This window comes from Phormidesmis priestleyi ULC007 (genome assembly GCF_001895925.1).
Classification (GTDB): domain Bacteria; phylum Cyanobacteriota; class Cyanobacteriia; order Leptolyngbyales; family Leptolyngbyaceae; genus Phormidesmis_A; species Phormidesmis_A priestleyi_A.
Genome location: NZ_MPPI01000009.1, coordinates 27,869 through 47,327 on the forward strand (window position 1 = coordinate 27,869; position 19,459 = coordinate 47,327).

The following is a 19,459-nucleotide window of genomic DNA, read 5'->3' on the forward strand; positions in this document are numbered from 1 at the left end:
CTGAATCCCTTCCAGGGATTGAAACTAACACATAGTCATTCGGATCAGACGGCTCATCAAGCGTTCCAAAGAGCCTGAATCCCTTCCAGGGATTGAAACTCGATAAATCGCTCAACGCGATCGCGCATCCAAAGAGTTCCAAAGAGCCTGAATCCCTTCCAGGGATTGAAACGCTCAAATCGCCGCCCAAGTCGTTGACGCGCGACTGTTCCAAAGAGCCTGAATCCCTTCCAGGGATTGAAACTGAAACAGACAGACTCGTATTGCAGGCATCGCGCGTTCCAAAGAGCCTGAATCCCTTCCAGGGATTGAAACGAGAGAGTCTTGCAGCCCTGAGATGTTGGCGATCGGTTCCAAAGAGCCTGAATCCCTTCCAGGGATTGAAACATCACGAACCCTCCCCCCAATTGATTCGAGAGTTCGTTCCAAAGAGCCTGAATCCCTTCCAGGGATTGAAACGCGATGAGCGAGTACAACGCGAGGGGAACACTGGGTGTTCCAAAGAGCCTGAATCCCTTCCAGGGATTGAAACACTCTATTTTGGCTACACCACCAGCGCCAGCGTTCCAAAGAGCCTGAATCCCTTCCAGGGATTGAAACAAATTATCAGCTAGTGGAATCAATTCTTTGCTCGAAAGTTCCAAAGAGCCTGAATCCCTTCCAGGGATTGAAACTGAGAGTCGATAGAGGGGCGCGATCGTAGTCACGGGTTCCAAAGAGCCTGAATCCCTTCCAGGGATTGAAACGCAGTCGGGTGCGGCAATCTCAACCATTTCAGGGCGGTTCCAAAGAGCCTGAATCCCTTCCAGGGATTGAAACGGGAACAATAAGGGCGAACCCTTTAGCTGAGTCGCCCAATGACGTTCCAAAGAGCCTGAATCCCTTCCAGGGATTGAAACGATTAATTGGACGGCTCCAGGGGCGGCGATCGGCTCGTTCCAAAGAGCCTGAATCCCTTCCAGGGATTGAAACCGGGGGCTTGGGGCATGATGGGGTGAAATACTAAGTTCCAAAGAGCCTGAATCCCTTCCAGGGATTGAAACGCCATAGGTCTAAGCGATCGTGCCCCTTTTTCAGGTTCCAAAGAGCCTGAATCCCTTCCAGGGATTGAAACTGAAGTCGAATCGCAGATTCAGCAAAAGCCTTATGTTCCAAAGAGCCTGAATCCCTTCCAGGGATTGAAACCAAACATCCGCACCGCAAACCGAGCCGGATAAGCGGTTCCAAAGAGCCTGAATCCCTTCCAGGGATTGAAACGAATCACAACATCAGCAAACAGCTTGTGAGCCAAGGTTCCAAAGAGCCTGAATCCCTTCCAGGGATTGAAACGCAACAATCCAAAACTGTCAGTTGTGGTGAATGTGTTCCAAAGAGCCTGAATCCCTTCCAGGGATTGAAACGTACCGATGAGACAATCGGATCGCCTCATGACATCGTGAAAGCGGTTCCAAAGAGCCTGAATCCCTTCCAGGGATTGAAACAGAAAAATCAAGGCGGCTCAGAAAGTGGAAGAGGGGTTCCAAAGAGCCTGAATCCCTTCCAGGGATTGAAACTTAATCGTGGGAACTGCGGTGAGCGTAATCGCAGCAGGTTCCAAAGAGCCTGAATCCCTTCCAGGGATTGAAACGAAGCTGTAAACCCTGTGTTGGCGAGGTTGGTTGCCGTAACGTTCCAAAGAGCCTGAATCCCTTCCAGGGATTGAAACGAGATTGTGCGAGATGGCAAACGCAGTGGCGCGATCGCGTTCCAAAGAGCCTGAATCCCTTCCAGGGATTGAAACTCGACAAACTGAATGCCGTGCTGTTCACACAGTTGCTTGATGTTCCAAAGAGCCTGAATCCCTTCCAGGGATTGAAACTGATTTAGTCAGACGCAGTAGAAAGGTCTACTCACGTTCCAAAGAGCCTGAATCCCTTCCAGGGATTGAAACAGGACAACAAACCAGCTTACACACGCATCCGGGCCAACGTTCCAAAGAGCCTGAATCCCTTCCAGGGATTGAAACTACAAAGTGCCATAAAATTAGACAACCTGAAAACGTTCCAAAGAGCCTGAATCCCTTCCAGGGATTGAAACGTAGAGTGCGACGGTCAAGCTGAGTACGCCATTTTTGGTTCCAAAGAGCCTGAATCCCTTCCAGGGATTGAAACGTTTTGAATCTGGCGCTGAGACGTGGTGCCGCCTCTGGTTCCAAAGAGCCTGAATCCCTTCCAGGGATTGAAACGTCAAATTCTTACAGACTCGATCGGGGGCTTGAAGTTCCAAAGAGCCTGAATCCCTTCCAGGGATTGAAACGGATAACTATGATATTTACGATCGACAACGCCTCACGTTCGTTCCAAAGAGCCTGAATCCCTTCCAGGGATTGAAACCAGTTTTCGCAGGGTCGAGGGCAGTATCAAGATCTGAGTTCCAAAGAGCCTGAATCCCTTCCAGGGATTGAAACTGAAACTGATGAATTAGCCCATACTTTGAGAGCGCGTTCCAAAGAGCCTGAATCCCTTCCAGGGATTGAAACCTGGTATCAGCAGGGCGATCAAAGAGGACATTTTTGTTCCAAGTTGTTCCAAAGAGCCTGAATCCCTTCCAGGGATTGAAACGTCGAAGATCTAGTTGGCAAAGACAAGATCACGATCGTTCCAAAGAGCCTGAATCCCTTCCAGGGATTGAAACTTCGACAGATGGTCAGTGGTACGCCCCCGATCTTTGGTTCCAAAGAGCCTGAATCCCTTCCAGGGATTGAAACCACACCGTCCGTAAGCTTGCCCCAGTGGGTTGAGGTTCCAAAGAGCCTGAATCCCTTCCAGGGATTGAAACAGCACCAGATCGCAGCCTCCTCCCGGGTAGAAGCCAACAGTTGTTCCAAAGAGCCTGAATCCCTTCCAGGGATTGAAACAACGCAGTTGCCCAAGGACTGATTGGTAATATCGGCGGTTCCAAAGAGCCTGAATCCCTTCCAGGGATTGAAACAAGGGAGATGCCTAAACGATCTGCTTCACCTCTCGCAAGTTCCAAAGAGCCTGAATCCCTTCCAGGGATTGAAACATCCGCACTTCCATTGGCAGAGACACGCCTTTACCGTTCCAAAGAGCCTGAATCCCTTCCAGGGATTGAAACTAGAAATATTGATTGCCCCATTCAAATCAGCATCGCCGTGAGTTCCAAAGAGCCTGAATCCCTTCCAGGGATTGAAACGCGTGTTCCCATCTAGCGATCGTCAGGTGGCACCGCGTTCCAAAGAGCCTGAATCCCTTCCAGGGATTGAAACCTCACATTCCGCCCGACCCTGCTTGGGGAATCTACCCCGTTCCAAAGAGCCTGAATCCCTTCCAGGGATTGAAACACGCCAGAACGGGAGACACCGAGTTAGTCATCCTGTTCCAAAGAGCCTGAATCCCTTCCAGGGATTGAAACAAAGGCTTCATTCGTTGATAGCGATTTTCTGCCTAGTTCCAAAGAGCCTGAATCCCTTCCAGGGATTGAAACAGGGTACGATCGCGCGACCTCCGATTTTTATCAAGTTCCAAAGAGCCTGAATCCCTTCCAGGGATTGAAACAAGAGACTGAAGTTGAGATCGTTCGAGCGATAGAGACGCTGTTCCAAAGAGCCTGAATCCCTTCCAGGGATTGAAACCTTAAGGAATTCACAATGGATACTCAAACTCTCACGTTCCAAAGAGCCTGAATCCCTTCCAGGGATTGAAACCAATAACGCCACCTACAGCTAAAAATACCTGGGTTATTTGGTTCCAAAGAGCCTGAATCCCTTCCAGGGATTGAAACGAGCATTAATCCGACCTGCGCCGATTCCATCCGCTCGTTCCAAAGAGCCTGAATCCCTTCCAGGGATTGAAACTTGGATCGCCCTGTGTAACTCGATGGTTTCTTGTAGTTCCAAAGAGCCTGAATCCCTTCCAGGGATTGAAACGCCCTGAAGGATTTAGCCCCATCAATGGCAAAGGCGGGGCGTTCCAAAGAGCCTGAATCCCTTCCAGGGATTGAAACTAAACTAGCTTAAGATATTCTAGGTAACATATCTAGTTCCAAAGAGCCTGAATCCCTTCCAGGGATTGAAACCCTGAGATGGGTGAAGCTCCTGTAGAAGACCCCAGGTTCCAAAGAGCCTGAATCCCTTCCAGGGATTGAAACAATGAATTGGATATGCTCCGAAAACATATCCATAGCAGTTCCAAAGAGCCTGAATCCCTTCCAGGGATTGAAACCCTGATGTAACTATTGGGATGTATGTAGATAAAGAGGTTCCAAAGAGCCTGAATCCCTTCCAGGGATTGAAACTCAGGCAACCACTGGGCAGCGCCCGTGCAGGCAGGTTCCAAAGAGCCTGAATCCCTTCCAGGGATTGAAACGTCATCTGGGTTATCCATTAGCATCTGTGATCATCGTTCCAAAGAGCCTGAATCCCTTCCAGGGATTGAAACACTAAGTCAGGTAACAACAACACCACTGCAATTGCTACAAGTTCCAAAGAGCCTGAATCCCTTCCAGGGATTGAAACTTCTTGTGTGTTCGGTTTAGTGTGCCCAATTCTCTGGTTCCAAAGAGCCTGAATCCCTTCCAGGGATTGAAACACTTTAAGGTTTTGCACCCAACAACCCCCTTAACTGTTCCAAAGAGCCTGAATCCCTTCCAGGGATTGAAACGTCTCCATCCAGACTTGATGAATACAAAACCATACCGAACGCTAGTTCCAAAGAGCCTGAATCCCTTCCAGGGATTGAAACGTCTCCATCCAGAACAACCGTAGCCTTACTTTCAAAGTTCCAAAGAGCCTGAATCCCTTCCAGGGATTGAAACCAGCATTCGCAACAGTGCGGAGATTTCGACCTCTTTGTTCCAAAGAGCCTGAATCCCTTCCAGGGATTGAAACATAGTAATACATGTAAGCAGCAAGCTGGTCAAAGTGTTCCAAAGAGCCTGAATCCCTTCCAGGGATTGAAACAAACTAGTTTTAGAAACCAAGAGTAATGATCTGGCGTTCCAAAGAGCCTGAATCCCTTCCAGGGATTGAAACATGCACTTGAAGGATACGAATGAGGTCAGTGAAGTTCCAAAGAGCCTGAATCCCTTCCAGGGATTGAAACAATAGCTTCTACTACGATGGATGGACTAAAGTAAGTTCCAAAGAGCCTGAATCCCTTCCAGGGATTGAAACCCCTTCTGTTGAAGGCAAGACTATTGCAGAGTTGCCCAGGTTCCAAAGAGCCTGAATCCCTTCCAGGGATTGAAACACCTAACTTTCCCTGCAACACTTGAGTTATCTGGTTCCAAAGAGCCTGAATCCCTTCCAGGGATTGAAACAGGGATAGAGATAGCAGGTCACCGATACAACGCTGACAGTGGTTCCAAAGAGCCTGAATCCCTTCCAGGGATTGAAACTCAAGTTCAGTTATTTTTCAAGTTTCAGAATCGTTGTTCCAAAGAGCCTGAATCCCTTCCAGGGATTGAAACATCGAGATATTCGATAAAATTGAAAATGAACAAGAGTTCCAAAGAGCCTGAATCCCTTCCAGGGATTGAAACATTGATGGGGATTGGTACGGGAACGTACGAGGTGTTCCAAAGAGCCTGAATCCCTTCCAGGGATTGAAACAGATTCAGTCGGTGCTTCTGAAGGTTTAGGTGATGTTCCAAAGAGCCTGAATCCCTTCCAGGGATTGAAACTTACTCACGGGGGTCTGGGGGGGGGGGACTGGAAGGTTCCAAAGAGCCTGAATCCCTTCCAGGGATTGAAACTAGCCTATCGAGAGATTGAAAACAATTGAAAATCGTTCCAAAGAGCCTGAATCCCTTCCAGGGATTGAAACTTCCAATCATCGAGCCAATCGCCGGGAGGAACAAGTTCCAAAGAGCCTGAATCCCTTCCAGGGATTGAAACGTAAAAGTCTGGCGTGTAGACCATGCAACATAGATCCGCTAGTTCCAAAGAGCCTGAATCCCTTCCAGGGATTGAAACTGAGACTGATGCAATGGCGTGGCATGAACTCACGAAAGTTCCAAAGAGCCTGAATCCCTTCCAGGGATTGAAACACCAGTAACCGAGAAGGGCACCAACTTACAGTGGTTCCAAAGAGCCTGAATCCCTTCCAGGGATTGAAACTGGGAATAAAGTAGCAACGAGCGGGACATTGCGTGTTCCAAAGAGCCTGAATCCCTTCCAGGGATTGAAACTAAAGACATTGGGACGCTGGTGGCAAGACTTCCTAGTTCCAAAGAGCCTGAATCCCTTCCAGGGATTGAAACCACTGAGAGGAAACTAGGGAATGTCATTATCCAAGGTTCCAAAGAGCCTGAATCCCTTCCAGGGATTGAAACGGGAGTCAATGTGAAACGAGCGCAACAGATACTTGGTTCCAAAGAGCCTGAATCCCTTCCAGGGATTGAAACCTCTCAGGGTTCGCTAACTCTCCACTCACTGCCGTGTTCCAAAGAGCCTGAATCCCTTCCAGGGATTGAAACAATGGAGAGGTTGTAGCCAGTACTTTAGAATGGAATGTTCCAAAGAGCCTGAATCCCTTCCAGGGATTGAAACTAGACCCAACACTGAACGGGACTATTGTTCACATGGTTCCAAAGAGCCTGAATCCCTTCCAGGGATTGAAACTGAAGACCCTTGCACGTAAAGCCATCTACTGAGAAGTTCCAAAGAGCCTGAATCCCTTCCAGGGATTGAAACCGTAAGCTCTGGGCTATGCTTCGCTCCTTGGTTGGTTCCAAAGAGCCTGAATCCCTTCCAGGGATTGAAACGCCGGGAGGAACAAGGGAAATCGCATCATTAAAAGTTCCAAAGAGCCTGAATCCCTTCCAGGGATTGAAACCACTCAGTACGACTTCCCAATACGGAGTGTTTGGGTTCCAAAGAGCCTGAATCCCTTCCAGGGATTGAAACCTACATTCCAGTTGAGTTTGCTACTGAGGAGAATGTTCCAAAGAGCCTGAATCCCTTCCAGGGATTGAAACTCAGAAGACTAGACAACTCATCGATGAAGCAGCAAGTTCCAAAGAGCCTGAATCCCTTCCAGGGATTGAAACAGAACCCACTTGCTCCCATTGACATCACACTCCCGTTCCAAAGAGCCTGAATCCCTTCCAGGGATTGAAACGCAACTCCCACAACAGTAGGGTGGTCAACCATGTCTGTTCCAAAGAGCCTGAATCCCTTCCAGGGATTGAAACCTACAAACTCCCTTGACTGCCAAAAAGCGCCTCAAGTTCCAAAGAGCCTGAATCCCTTCCAGGGATTGAAACTTGTAGTTATTGCGAGGGAATGAAGGGGAGATAGTGTTCCAAAGAGCCTGAATCCCTTCCAGGGATTGAAACATGGGTAGCGAGAGTAGCGATAGCGCCACTCTAGCGTTCCAAAGAGCCTGAATCCCTTCCAGGGATTGAAACAATATTTTGGCGGTTGAGTGGCTCTGGGAGGATGGGTTCCAAAGAGCCTGAATCCCTTCCAGGGATTGAAACAGCAGTATTGGCAGGATTGCCCAAGCCAGTATCAGGTTCCAAAGAGCCTGAATCCCTTCCAGGGATTGAAACTAATTACTATCCCACTAATTCATCATCATCAGTAGTTCCAAAGAGCCTGAATCCCTTCCAGGGATTGAAACGATGCGAGAACGACTGGAGGACGAAGAAAGAGCGGTTCCAAAGAGCCTGAATCCCTTCCAGGGATTGAAACAAAACTGCTCACCCGCTAACCCTATCGAGATCACGTTCCAAAGAGCCTGAATCCCTTCCAGGGATTGAAACAGGACGAGAAACACTGACAGAATGCCCCATTAAAGTTCCAAAGAGCCTGAATCCCTTCCAGGGATTGAAACGCAGATGGATTGTCGAGGTGTGAGAGTTGCAATATGTTCCAAAGAGCCTGAATCCCTTCCAGGGATTGAAACCTCGTTGGCCAAGGCTGGGTGAACAATGCTAAACGTTCCAAAGAGCCTGAATCCCTTCCAGGGATTGAAACGTCGTTCACCTCCTGGATGAACAACCCCATTCTCAGGTTCCAAAGAGCCTGAATCCCTTCCAGGGATTGAAACTTCATTGTTCCTCCATCCCCTACGGCTTGGGGCATTTGTTCCAAAGAGCCTGAATCCCTTCCAGGGATTGAAACGACGAAGGGACTTATGGCGGCGAGGTAACTGTTTCGTTCCAAAGAGCCTGAATCCCTTCCAGGGATTGAAACTCGTCAGGCGGTAATGCAGATTAGATTGCGCCGAAGTTCCAAAGAGCCTGAATCCCTTCCAGGGATTGAAACCAAATAATTCTCGCACACAATAAACTTTAGGGGCGTTCCAAAGAGCCTGAATCCCTTCCAGGGATTGAAACTCAATACAAAAACCCTAATTAAAGCAAAATCCTAATGTTCCAAAGAGCCTGAATCCCTTCCAGGGATTGAAACAGACGAATTTCTCGCTCGTATCCAGCCGTAAGGCGTTCCAAAGAGCCTGAATCCCTTCCAGGGATTGAAACGATATTTTCTTGCGAGGTATCTAATTCACCTCGTACGTTCCAAAGAGCCTGAATCCCTTCCAGGGATTGAAACAATTCTAAATCTGCAATTTCTTTCTCTGTTAGGGTAAAGTTCCAAAGAGCCTGAATCCCTTCCAGGGATTGAAACTTTAGGCTGCGAACGTTGAGCGTGACAATCTCTGGTTCCAAAGAGCCTGAATCCCTTCCAGGGATTGAAACCTAGCCGACGAGCAAGCCGCGCTAACGAATCGACCGTTCCAAAGAGCCTGAATCCCTTCCAGGGATTGAAACCTGACTGCTCTGAAGAGTTGGGACGCGATGTTAATTACGTTCCAAAGAGCCTGAATCCCTTCCAGGGATTGAAACGCAGCCAAATACCTCAGATCTAAAAATCAGGAAGTTCCAAAGAGCCTGAATCCCTTCCAGGGATTGAAACAGAGATAAATGAAGAGGTAGAGGCGATCGCGAGATGGATTCGTTCCAAAGAGCCTGAATCCCTTCCAGGGATTGAAACCAATTTTATGGCGGCATTCACCCTGATTTTGAAACGTTCCAAAGAGCCTGAATCCCTTCCAGGGATTGAAACGAAAACAGTATCCTGATTCTGGACGTAAACGTCTGAGTTCCAAAGAGCCTGAATCCCTTCCAGGGATTGAAACTCGATATAGGCTTTGCAGCAGCTATCGGAGGAGCGCGTTCCAAAGAGCCTGAATCCCTTCCAGGGATTGAAACCTTTAACGCTTTCCTGCTGCTGGTGCGAAGCGAAGGTTCCAAAGAGCCTGAATCCCTTCCAGGGATTGAAACGCTGAACTTGGCGGCTCTCCAGGGGGCAAGGAATCAGGTTCCAAAGAGCCTGAATCCCTTCCAGGGATTGAAACGAAATTCCGGGCATGGGTACACCCGACGCGGATCAGTTGTTCCAAAGAGCCTGAATCCCTTCCAGGGATTGAAACGGGAAGGATGCCCCGATATCGCTTGCAGCAAGAGGCGTGAAGGTTCCAAAGAGCCTGAATCCCTTCCAGGGATTGAAACGCCATGAATAATCAGCCGCATTTTGCTCTAATAGGGTTCCAAAGAGCCTGAATCCCTTCCAGGGATTGAAACGAGTACGAGTCCGTAGCTGCCATCGCGGTAGGTCGGAATGCGTTCCAAAGAGCCTGAATCCCTTCCAGGGATTGAAACTAAGGGACGATCGCGACTTCTGGATAGACGAGTTTGTTCCAAAGAGCCTGAATCCCTTCCAGGGATTGAAACAGATACAGAATCCGCTTATAAGAAAGGCAGTCATGTTCCAAAGAGCCTGAATCCCTTCCAGGGATTGAAACTGCGGAGTCGATTAGCTCATTTAATGGCGGCAACTCTGTTCCAAAGAGCCTGAATCCCTTCCAGGGATTGAAACATGACACCGAGCGATCTCTTAACATTCAAGTGCCCGTTCCAAAGAGCCTGAATCCCTTCCAGGGATTGAAACCTAGATCCTGAAGTGCAAAGAGCGATCGAGGGCAAGCGTTCCAAAGAGCCTGAATCCCTTCCAGGGATTGAAACGACTCGGACTCAGAATTTTGAGAGGCTTTAGAGGAGGTTCCAAAGAGCCTGAATCCCTTCCAGGGATTGAAACGGAAGTTCTGAAGCTAGTCGCACAGGGATTAACAGGTTCCAAAGAGCCTGAATCCCTTCCAGGGATTGAAACAAGACTTTCTCACGAGATGCTGACAACATCTCGGCAGTTCCAAAGAGCCTGAATCCCTTCCAGGGATTGAAACGGATCGTCGAACGAGAGATGAGGAGGGCGATCGCGGTTCCAAAGAGCCTGAATCCCTTCCAGGGATTGAAACGGTTCTAGGCGTTGCCCTGACCACCGCATGGGGTTCCAAAGAGCCTGAATCCCTTCCAGGGATTGAAACGAAATTATGGGACTCGCTGCCGTGCCGCCCAGGGGTTCCAAAGAGCCTGAATCCCTTCCAGGGATTGAAACATCTAGCAAAGTTTGCCAGTAGAGACGATCGCTAAAGTTCCAAAGAGCCTGAATCCCTTCCAGGGATTGAAACAGAAATGAAACTAAAGGCTCTACCTATCACGTTGATTGTTCCAAAGAGCCTGAATCCCTTCCAGGGATTGAAACCAATCTGAGCTAGAGAAGATGTCGAAAGCTGCGAGTGGTTCCAAAGAGCCTGAATCCCTTCCAGGGATTGAAACACGATCTCCGGGGGTAGAACTGCCCATGAGCTTAAGTTCCAAAGAGCCTGAATCCCTTCCAGGGATTGAAACGCAGTGCAAGCTGGATCGATCGGAGACTTCCTTGAAGTTCCAAAGAGCCTGAATCCCTTCCAGGGATTGAAACAACCCCATTGCGCGAAGAAAAGGCATTCGATGTTTGGGTTCCAAAGAGCCTGAATCCCTTCCAGGGATTGAAACTGCCATTATTACAACCACATTTCACCTCAATTTTAGGTTCCAAAGAGCCTGAATCCCTTCCAGGGATTGAAACCAAGCGCTGGCAACGGTGCAGCAGCTAGGACATCCCGGTTCCAAAGAGCCTGAATCCCTTCCAGGGATTGAAACTGGGTGTGACTTCGAGAAAGCAACGATCGAGCTTGAGTTCCAAAGAGCCTGAATCCCTTCCAGGGATTGAAACGAACTCATCGATAAAGCACAATCGAAGGGCCGCAAGGTTCCAAAGAGCCTGAATCCCTTCCAGGGATTGAAACCCAAGTAGTAGCCAAATTTGTGCAACTCAAGCCGTGTTCCAAAGAGCCTGAATCCCTTCCAGGGATTGAAACGCATTATTCAGTCGGCGCTGATCATCGTGGCTCAGTTCCAAAGAGCCTGAATCCCTTCCAGGGATTGAAACGGTTTTGGGCATCAGAACTGATACCCTCGATCGCGATTGCTCGTTCCAAAGAGCCTGAATCCCTTCCAGGGATTGAAACCGAGTCGCTGCTCTGCCTGTACACGGTAGATATTCGTTCCAAAGAGCCTGAATCTCTTCCAGGGATTGAAACAGAGTAGATGCTTGAGTACTTGGGATTAGACATTAGTTCCAAAGAGCCTGAATCCCTTCCAGGGATTGAAACTCGTCTAATCGCAGTGCCCACAGTCAGGAATCACCGCTCCTTTAGGACGGTGAGGATGTCAAGAAACCTCTATCAGCGGAACGAGGAAAAGCTTCAGAAGCTGTGGCACTGTGAGTAATAGGTGCTGTGTCACGAATTCTTTTTATAAAGTATGTATACCGAAGAAAAAAAAGTTACTCAACTCGCTACTCTAGATAGCTTTGCTTACTCTGCGATCGAGAAACATTTTAAGAAATCAATCAAACACGAGTCAGACGTTCTCGACGACAAAGATCCCGAATTGCTGCATCAGATGCGAGTGGGGTTGCGTCGTCTGCGAACTGCCGTAGACGTTTTTGACTTTGCGGTAGACTTGCCGAAGCCAATTAGCGATCGTACCATCAGCAAAATTGCTCACTCACTGGGTGCGGTCAGAGATCTCGACGTGCTAACCGCAGAACTCAACAGTCAGCAACAAAGCAGTTTGCCGATCGCAGAGCAAAATCGACTAGAAACGCTGCTTAAGAAAATGAACAAACAGCGCAAACGAGATTTTGCTCATCTCCAGCAAACCCTCAAGGGATCAGACTACGATGCCCTCAAAGATGCCCTTAAAGGTTGGTTAAAAAAGCCTCACTATCAGTCGATCGCTCAATTGCCAATACAAGAAGTGTTGCCAGATTTATTGCTGCCGCTCATCAGTGAAACATTGCTGCATCCCGCCTGGTTAGTGAATGCGAACTTTGAAAATGGAGCGGCGATCGTTCATTCTATTCATCCAGAAATGCTTGATGACTTTATCAAACAGCATGGCCCTACTCTGCATGACCTCCGCAAACAGATGAAGCGGGTTCGTTATCAAACAGAGTTGTTTGTTGACTTCTATGACTCAGCTTACGCCGAGCAAATTGAGGACTTTAAAGCCATCCAAGAAGTGTTGGGGCAGATTCAAGACAGGGCTGTGCTTCAAGGTTATTTAGGATCTCAGATCAAGGAATCAGTTCAAGATGTGTATCCTACTCTGTCAAAACAGCTTGACCAAAAAGTTGCTGATGCACTGCGAACTTGGCAGACCTTACAGCAGCGCTATCTAGATCCAGAATTTCGGAAGAAGTTGCGATCGCTTATATGAAGTTCATTGAAATGGACTAAAACTTTGACTCAGTGTTCTTCAGAGCACTTTCGCTATTAGCCAGGAAATTCATTTCCCGGTGGGCTGAACCAAAGCGATATGACACAAAATATTAGACATACTCTTAAAATCATCGAAAAATAGGAGCCTCAAAATTAGCAGCGCCAGCAGTTGCTAACCTCAAGACTCCTCAAAACCAGTCAGATTACCAGCCGAAGTTAGATGAGAAAGCTCTCGAATCAGTGACATCTTTGACAGGTTGGGAATCTGATCGATCGCTTTGTGCCTCCTCTCGAATTCGCGTCTCCGTGCAGAATGAGGCAGTGCTAAAGCCGCCAAACCGTTTAACCGTTCCACTCCGAATTCTCACATCTGGGCTGGCAAACCAGAAGTGTTCTTTAGAACTCATCGTTTCATATTCTGTAATCAGCACCAGTCCGTCTTCGTCATCCATCTCATAGCGCCCAATCACGGGCACGATTTCGGCATAGCCAACTTCTCGCAGCAATCTGCCGTTGCGGGGGTTATCTTCGTCGGGCACCAGCACAAACACGGTCGAGCCTTCGTGATTTTCTTCGCTGGAGCGATCCCACGCCATTGTGCCCATCCATTGCACTTGTGCGCCTCCGACCGCCAAGCTGGGGTCAACGTCGTGCAGTTTGCAAATTTCAAGAATTTTAGGATCGTCTACTGACAGCGCTTCAACCGCAATCTCTGACTCGCCGCCTTCCGATCGCTTGAATGCTAGATGGTGAGTGGTGCGCTGCGACAACCACTTGCCAGCACTCAGTTGAAAAAACTCCATAACATTCATCTAAGCTTGACTCCTGAGACTTTCGTGAGTTGAGGTTGGCAAATTAAGCACAAATGACTAGAGAACCCCGTTCTCTCTCACCTGCAAAGACCTCTCTCATGATAAAACGTTTGCTGCTTTGATTTAGTTGAGGCAATCGTGACACTTTAAATAATTGTTCGGGCTTCAGCCGCGATCGATCTGACCCAGCCTCACTTCACCACGACGGTCTGACGACTGAGAAAACGTCCTTCTAGAGACATTTGCACCTGCCACACGCCTACCGCAGAGCGGCGATCGAGTCGATAAAAACAATTGGTTGTCCAGGATGATTTCTCGATCGGTTGAGTTTGGTAGTTACTTTGCTGAACCACTTGCCCAGTTGGATTAATCCAATCACACGTTAAGCCTAAGCGATCGCCGAGGGGCACATCTTTTAAGGTGACTTGATAAAACACCTGAGAATTCTTTTGACGATCAATTTCTCCGATATTGGTCTGACTGTTTTTTGTGAGCGTAACGCGATTTTGAGTGACAGCAATTCGCGCAATTTCTTGTTGATATTGCTGATGAAAAATCATTGCAGCCGCAGTTGCACCGATCAGCGTAGTGGCGATCGCGCTCCCAATCAGCCAGATTCGTTTTTGCTGTCTTGCCAGCGCTTTACGTCGCGTTAGCTGCACAAGGGCATCGTCTAACAAATCATCGGGCAAGTTGAGTTCTTGCAAAACCTGTTTGACTTGTAATGACAACTCTTTGTCACGTTGTTTTGATTGCCCAACTTCAGCAACCACTTGCGCTAATTGCGTTTGGGTGATGCGAGTATCCATAGCAGATGCAATATTCGATCTCGATTGCCCCTATTCAATCATGTCTAGTGAAGTTCGTGACAAAAATTTTAGCGCCTCATTTCTTGTGGTTACGACACTTCACAGATCTCATCGGTCTTGAGTAAGATTTCGCCATAGTCAGGAATCCAAGCTAACCAGTGATCATCGGCATATTGGCACAGCAGCCAAGCCTCATCAAAACTAAATGCAGTCGGCGGATTTAATAACTTCACCCACGTGGACGGCGCAAACTTGGGTAATCGCGCCCGTCTTTGAATCTCCCACGCGAAAGAACTCGTCGTCTCGTCTTGAGACGTGAAGGGTGGGATAGAACAGAAGTTAGTTTGAAGCATAAATTAAAATCCTTTAACGCGAGAAGGCAACGCAAGGTTTAGACCAAAAACTGCTGTGCAGAGAAAAGACATTTATATTTTGTCATTCCGTATCTTATGCTACAGTTTTTTGATTTTAAAATCATCTTTTATCTTAGAAGTTTACGAAGTTTTACCTTTCGTTGAACTGAGCGTTCATCTGCAAAGAAGACAGCGGCACGTCGATCGCGTCACATCCAATCGCTGAATAGCGAGATGATTGGGTAGGGGCAATCCCCCCGTGGTTGCCCTCCGTCAGGGGTGGGCAGACCCCTACAGCCATTTCATCCCCGCATTCTGCAACGCCTCCTACCCAATAGAACGAATTGCTATACGATCGAGGCTTCCTTATTTCAGCATCTACTATGTCTGCCGTCGCTGCCTCAAACCCTCTGCAACGCCTGCTGCGCTACAGCCGCCCTCATCGTGCTCAAGTTTGGCAAGCCAGCCTTTGCTCGGTGCTCAACACAATCTTTGACTTGGCACCGCCTTATCTGATCGGCATAGCAGTCGATGTCGTTGTCAAGCGAGAATCATCTTTGATCGCAAGAGTCGGTGTCACCAGCATCATCGGACAATTGGCGGTGTTGTCATTGCTGACCTTCTTAATTTGGGGTCTAGAATCGCTGTTTCAATATGCCTACGATCGGCTTTGGCGAAACCTGGCACAAACCTTGCAGCATGAGTTGCGGCTTGATGCCTATAGCCATTTGCAAGAGTTAGAACTGAGCTTTTTTGAAGAGCAAAGCACCGGAACACTGCTCTCGATTATCAATGACGACATCAACCAGCTAGAGCGATTTCTCGATAGCGGTGCCAATGATATTTTGCAATTTTTCACTACGATCGTGTTAGTCGGCGGCACCTTTTTGGCATTAGCGCCTGGGGTTTCGTGGTTTGCAATGTTACCGATTCCATTCATTGTGTGGGGTTCGATCGCGTTTCAAAAACGTCTCGCCCCTCGTTATGCAGACGTGCGCCAGCAAGCCAGTTTAATTAACAGCCGATTAGCTAACAATTTGTCAGGCATTGCCACAATCAAAAGTTTTACGGCTGAAGATTATGAACGCGATCGGGTTGCGGCTGAGAGTGAAGCTTATCGTCGCAGCAATCGTCGAGCCATTGCGTTAAGCGCTGCGTTTATTCCTTTGATTCGCATTCTTATTTTAGTTGGCTTTACTGCCACCCTTTTTTTAGGTGGCATCGAAGTGGCAAACGGACGGCTCTCAGTTGGCACCTACGGATTTATGGTGTTCATCATTCAGCGATTGCTGTGGCCCTTTACTAGTTTAGGGAAAACAATGGATCAATATCAACGGGCGATGGCATCGGTCAATCGGGTGATGAATTTGTTAGATACGCCGATCGCCATCCCCACGGGCGATCGCTCATTGCCAGTTCATCAAGTGCGCGGTGAAGTCAGTCTTGAACACATCACCTTTGCTTACCAAGGTCGCAGTCCTGCGTTAGAGGATTTATCTCTACATATTCCAGCCGGACAAACGATCGGAGTTGTGGGCGCAACGGGGTCAGGAAAAAGTACGCTGGTGAAATTACTGCTGCGATTTTATGAGATTCAGCAGGGGCAAATTTTGCTCGACGGCATTGACATTCGTGAACTGCGACTGCGTGATTTGCGCCGCTGCATCGGCTGGGTGAGTCAGGAAGTGTTTCTCTTTCATGGCACCGTTGCCGACAACATTGCCTATGGAAGTTTTGATGTCATGCGCGAAGAAATTACGCGATCGGCAAAGCTCGCAGAAGCGCACGAATTCATCATTGAGTTGCCCGACGGATACGACACGATTATTGGCGAACGGGGTCAAAAATTATCGGGTGGGCAACGACAGCGACTTGCGATCGCCCGTGCCCTCCTCAAAGATCCGCCAATCCTAATTTTGGATGAAGCCACATCTGCGGTCGATAACGAAACCGAAGCCGCCATTCAGCGATCGCTGGAATACATTACTCAAGATCGCACCACGATCGCGATCGCTCATCGCTTATCCACAATTCGTCATGCCGATCGTATTTACGTGATGGATCATGGACGCGTGGTTGAGCAAGGCACCCACGAGACGCTGCTTAACCACGATGGAATTTATGCGGCGCTGTGGCGACTGCAATCGGGCGTTAAATAGGGGCACGGCATGGCATAGGGACACGGCATGCGATGTCCCTACAGATTGATTGCGTGTTCCTGCAATACCTCTAGCGCAACCACGTTGAGAGCCGCCTCGTGAGTGGCAGACAGCACGATCGGAGGCGCAACCCCAGAGTCGAGTGCCTCCTTCCAGCGAGAAACACACAGACACCAGCGATCGCCTGGCTTTAAACCCGGAAACTCAAACATTGGCATGGGTGTGCTCAAGTCGTTACCCTCAGATTTTGTGTAAGCGAGAAATGCTTCAGTCACTTGGGCGCAGACGACGTGCGTTCCGACATCTTGCGCCCCGGTTTCACAGCAACCATCGCGAAAAAAACCAGTCATCGGAGACGTACTGCATGTCTCCAAGGTTTTACCTAATACATTCTTCGCGTCTGTCATCACAGAGACTCCTAATTTTTAGACTCTTTTTGCAGAATGATTCAACTCAGTCAATTCAGCAGAACCCCATCAGAATAAAGCCTTCTGCATACAGTAACTCAACTATTATTGGATGATTTTGTAAATAATCAAAAGCCCCAAGTGCTCAGGAACTTAGGGCTTTATTCATGCTAGACGCGTTCTTTTAGAGAGGAGAGTTTAACAACAACCTGACGCATTTGCTATTGACTAAAACTTAGCAGTCTCTCATCTCAAATGAGCCAGTCTTAAGGCTTGGTAACATCTCACTCTATAGTAGGAAAGTAGACGAAAACCTTTCAACCGAGTGCGCCTTGAGAGAGACGGAATTCGATACGATCGCCGCGATCGTGCGGGTGAAAATGCTTGTCCATTCAACTTTTTTGACTGGGATTTTCTCGATCGTCATCAAGACAACTAAAACGTAGCCCGAACAATGTGCAGTTTTATTTAATTCACGATCCTAAGAATTGAAGGCTAGGAAAAAAGTTGCGCCCACCGATCGCTTTAATTTTCGCATCGCTCGACCCGCCATATCCGTAAATAATAGATCTCCATAAAGAAGCTGGGTTGCCATCCGAGTGGCTCTTTCAGATTTAACGCCATATTTATAGCAAGCGCCCGTCCATTGATAAAAGACTTGGGCAAGCGTCAAGGCGGCATCAAAGTTGGCGGCAAATTCAGCGTGAATGCGATCGGTGTATTGGTCCGCTGCCTCATCTACTAAACATTGAGCGGCGATTGTGCCACTTTTAACCGCATGCAGAATGCCATCTCCAAATAGAGGATTGATCAATCCGGCGGCATCTCCCACTAATAAAATTCGTCCTTCATGAAGCGGTTCTTTGCCATTCCACGTCGGCAAGGGGTGAGCGTGAAAGCGGGCTTGGTCGCGATCGATCTGCAATCCCATCGCTTCGACATATTGAAAAATGGTTTGCTGCAAGTCTGCTCGTAGGGTGCGAGTGTTGCGGGCATCTTTACGATCGGGTCGAAACACTCCTGCACCAATATTCAGGTGATCGGCTTTAGGAAAAATCCAGGCATAGCCGCGCTTGATGGCTCCATATTCTAAATGAGCTACATCAGGACGCAATTCAGCATGACCGTCGCCCCACTGGTGAGGATGCTCAATTTCCATCGCTAAGGCGATCGCGCGATTTTGCCGCAGTCGAGTTGATTTGACCGTTACCCCATTGGCTCCATCGGCCCCAATCACATATTTAGCTTTGGCGACAAAGTGACTGCCTGTTTTGATGGCTTGAGCCGAGACTTTGATGCCGTCTGACTCGACTTCGAGCGATCGGACTGCCAGCCCATCTCGCAATTCTGCGCCCGATTTCACAGCTCGCTGGGCAAGGGCATTGTCAAAAATCGATCGCTGCACCATCCACAATAAAAGCTGTCGATCAACACCCGGCGGATTGATGGGTGCGAGATAAGCATCATCAAAATTCCAGGTGTGGCGCATGTGAGTGACTTGAGATTCGACAAACGCCTCTGGTGCCAAATCTCGCAAGCTATTTTGCATCACCATCGGCATGCCACCTCCACAGGTCTTATGACGAGGCAGAAATTGCTTTTCTAGCAAGGCAACTTTTAGCCCCGCTTTTGCGGCTTCTGCGGCTGCCATTGTTCCAGCGGGCCCGGCACCACACACCACAAGATCGTAATTCAACATAGTCTTGGCTTGACAGCTAAAGGGTCGATCTTTAGCCTAGTACACAAAGGAGGCGTTGCTGAATAGGGAGGATTTGGTAGGGGCAATCCCCCCGTGGTTGCCCTCCGTCAGGGGTAGGCACGGGAGCGCTACCCCTACAGCCATTTCATCCCGTTGTTCTGCAATGGCCACAAAGGAAACCTTTCTCGATCGGGGCCAGTGGATTGGACGGTTAGAAATTTTCTATCGCGGAATGACTACGATCGCCGCTTTCTGTTTTGAAGATGACTCTTGAGAGCGATCTTCAATTTTTGACGCTAGATCCGGCATCTCTTGCCAGCAGTGAGAACAAAACCAGTAGATTTCTCCATGCCGAACATGACGCAGCAGTTTTCCTGCACAACAAGGACATTTAGGCATGACTTTTAACTCACTTTTAATCAAAAACGAATGGAAAACAAACAAGATTGCCATAAATCAGCCCTCCTCGATCACATTAAATCTGGAGGGGGATCATTATCATCAGCAGGTCTACCCATTTTCTAGAGTAGTATCCCTACTCTATTG

General features: G+C 48.4%; 8 protein-coding genes and 1 CRISPR repeat array. Of the genes, 2 read left to right on the forward strand and 6 right to left on the reverse strand.

What is annotated here, in order from left to right; genetic code table 11:
- Positions 1–62: 62 nt before the first annotated feature.
- Positions 63–11,561: direct repeats of the CRISPR family, unit length 37 nt; unit sequence GTTCCAAAGAGCCTGAATCCCTTCCAGGGATTGAAAC.
- 151 nt (positions 11,562–11,712) lie between these two features.
- A complete protein-coding gene (locus BRW63_RS09845) occupies positions 11,713–12,672 on the forward strand; it encodes a CHAD domain-containing protein (RefSeq protein ID WP_073070724.1) in 960 nt (319 codons plus the stop codon).
- A 205-nt stretch (positions 12,673–12,877) separates the two neighbouring features.
- Here the strand turns inward: BRW63_RS09845 and BRW63_RS09850 are convergent, their stop codons facing one another.
- From BRW63_RS09850 to BRW63_RS09860, 3 genes are all read right to left on the reverse strand, one after another.
- The gene (locus BRW63_RS09850; RefSeq protein ID WP_317615809.1) at positions 12,878–13,477 is read right to left on the reverse strand and encodes a phycobiliprotein lyase; all 600 of its coding nucleotides are present in this window, start codon (positions 13,475–13,477) and stop codon (positions 12,878–12,880) included.
- Positions 13,478–13,677: 200 nt separating this feature from the next.
- Entirely contained in the window at positions 13,678–14,295 is a 618-nt protein-coding gene (locus tag BRW63_RS09855; RefSeq protein WP_073070726.1) for a hypothetical protein, read from the reverse strand.
- An 89-nt stretch (positions 14,296–14,384) separates the two neighbouring features.
- Positions 14,385–14,648: a hypothetical protein gene (locus BRW63_RS09860; RefSeq protein WP_073070727.1), complete on the reverse strand. Its 264-nt coding sequence runs from the start codon at positions 14,646–14,648 to the stop codon at positions 14,385–14,387.
- A gap of 383 nt (positions 14,649–15,031) precedes the next feature.
- Here BRW63_RS09860 and BRW63_RS09865 point away from each other — a divergent pair, with 383 nt between their 5' ends.
- Entirely contained in the window at positions 15,032–16,807 is a 1,776-nt protein-coding gene (locus tag BRW63_RS09865) for an ABC transporter ATP-binding protein (protein ID WP_073070728.1), read from the forward strand.
- A 38-nt stretch (positions 16,808–16,845) separates the two neighbouring features.
- On the opposite strand, the gene BRW63_RS09870 is transcribed toward BRW63_RS09865, so the two are convergent.
- From BRW63_RS09870 to BRW63_RS09880, 3 genes are all read right to left on the reverse strand, one after another.
- The gene (locus tag BRW63_RS09870) at positions 16,846–17,214 is read right to left on the reverse strand and encodes a DUF2237 family protein (protein WP_073070729.1); all 369 of its coding nucleotides are present in this window, start codon (positions 17,212–17,214) and stop codon (positions 16,846–16,848) included.
- A gap of 481 nt (positions 17,215–17,695) precedes the next feature.
- Positions 17,696–18,913 (reverse strand): geranylgeranyl reductase family protein, encoded by a 1,218-nt coding sequence (locus BRW63_RS09875; RefSeq protein ID WP_073070730.1) that lies wholly within the window; start codon positions 18,911–18,913, stop codon positions 17,696–17,698.
- A gap of 222 nt (positions 18,914–19,135) precedes the next feature.
- The gene (locus BRW63_RS09880; protein WP_073070731.1) at positions 19,136–19,366 is read right to left on the reverse strand and encodes a hypothetical protein; all 231 of its coding nucleotides are present in this window, start codon (positions 19,364–19,366) and stop codon (positions 19,136–19,138) included.
- Positions 19,367–19,459: the final 93 nt, after the last annotated feature.

Coding starts and splice junctions, on each gene's coding strand:
- BRW63_RS09860 (WP_073070727.1), bottom strand. CDS start 14,648: ATGCTTCAAACTAACTTCTGTTCTATCCCACCCTTCACGTCTCAAGAC.
- BRW63_RS09865 (WP_073070728.1), top strand. CDS start 15,032: ATGTCTGCCGTCGCTGCCTCAAACCCTCTGCAACGCCTGCTGCGCTAC.
- BRW63_RS09870 (WP_073070729.1), bottom strand. CDS start 17,214: ATGACAGACGCGAAGAATGTATTAGGTAAAACCTTGGAGACATGCAGT.
- BRW63_RS09850 (WP_317615809.1), bottom strand. CDS start 13,477: ATGGAGTTTTTTCAACTGAGTGCTGGCAAGTGGTTGTCGCAGCGCACC.
- BRW63_RS09855 (WP_073070726.1), bottom strand. CDS start 14,295: ATGGATACTCGCATCACCCAAACGCAATTAGCGCAAGTGGTTGCTGAA.
- BRW63_RS09880 (WP_073070731.1), bottom strand. CDS start 19,366: ATGGCAATCTTGTTTGTTTTCCATTCGTTTTTGATTAAAAGTGAGTTA.
- BRW63_RS09845 (WP_073070724.1), top strand. CDS start 11,713: ATGTATACCGAAGAAAAAAAAGTTACTCAACTCGCTACTCTAGATAGC.
- BRW63_RS09875 (WP_073070730.1), bottom strand. CDS start 18,913: ATGTTGAATTACGATCTTGTGGTGTGTGGTGCCGGGCCCGCTGGAACA.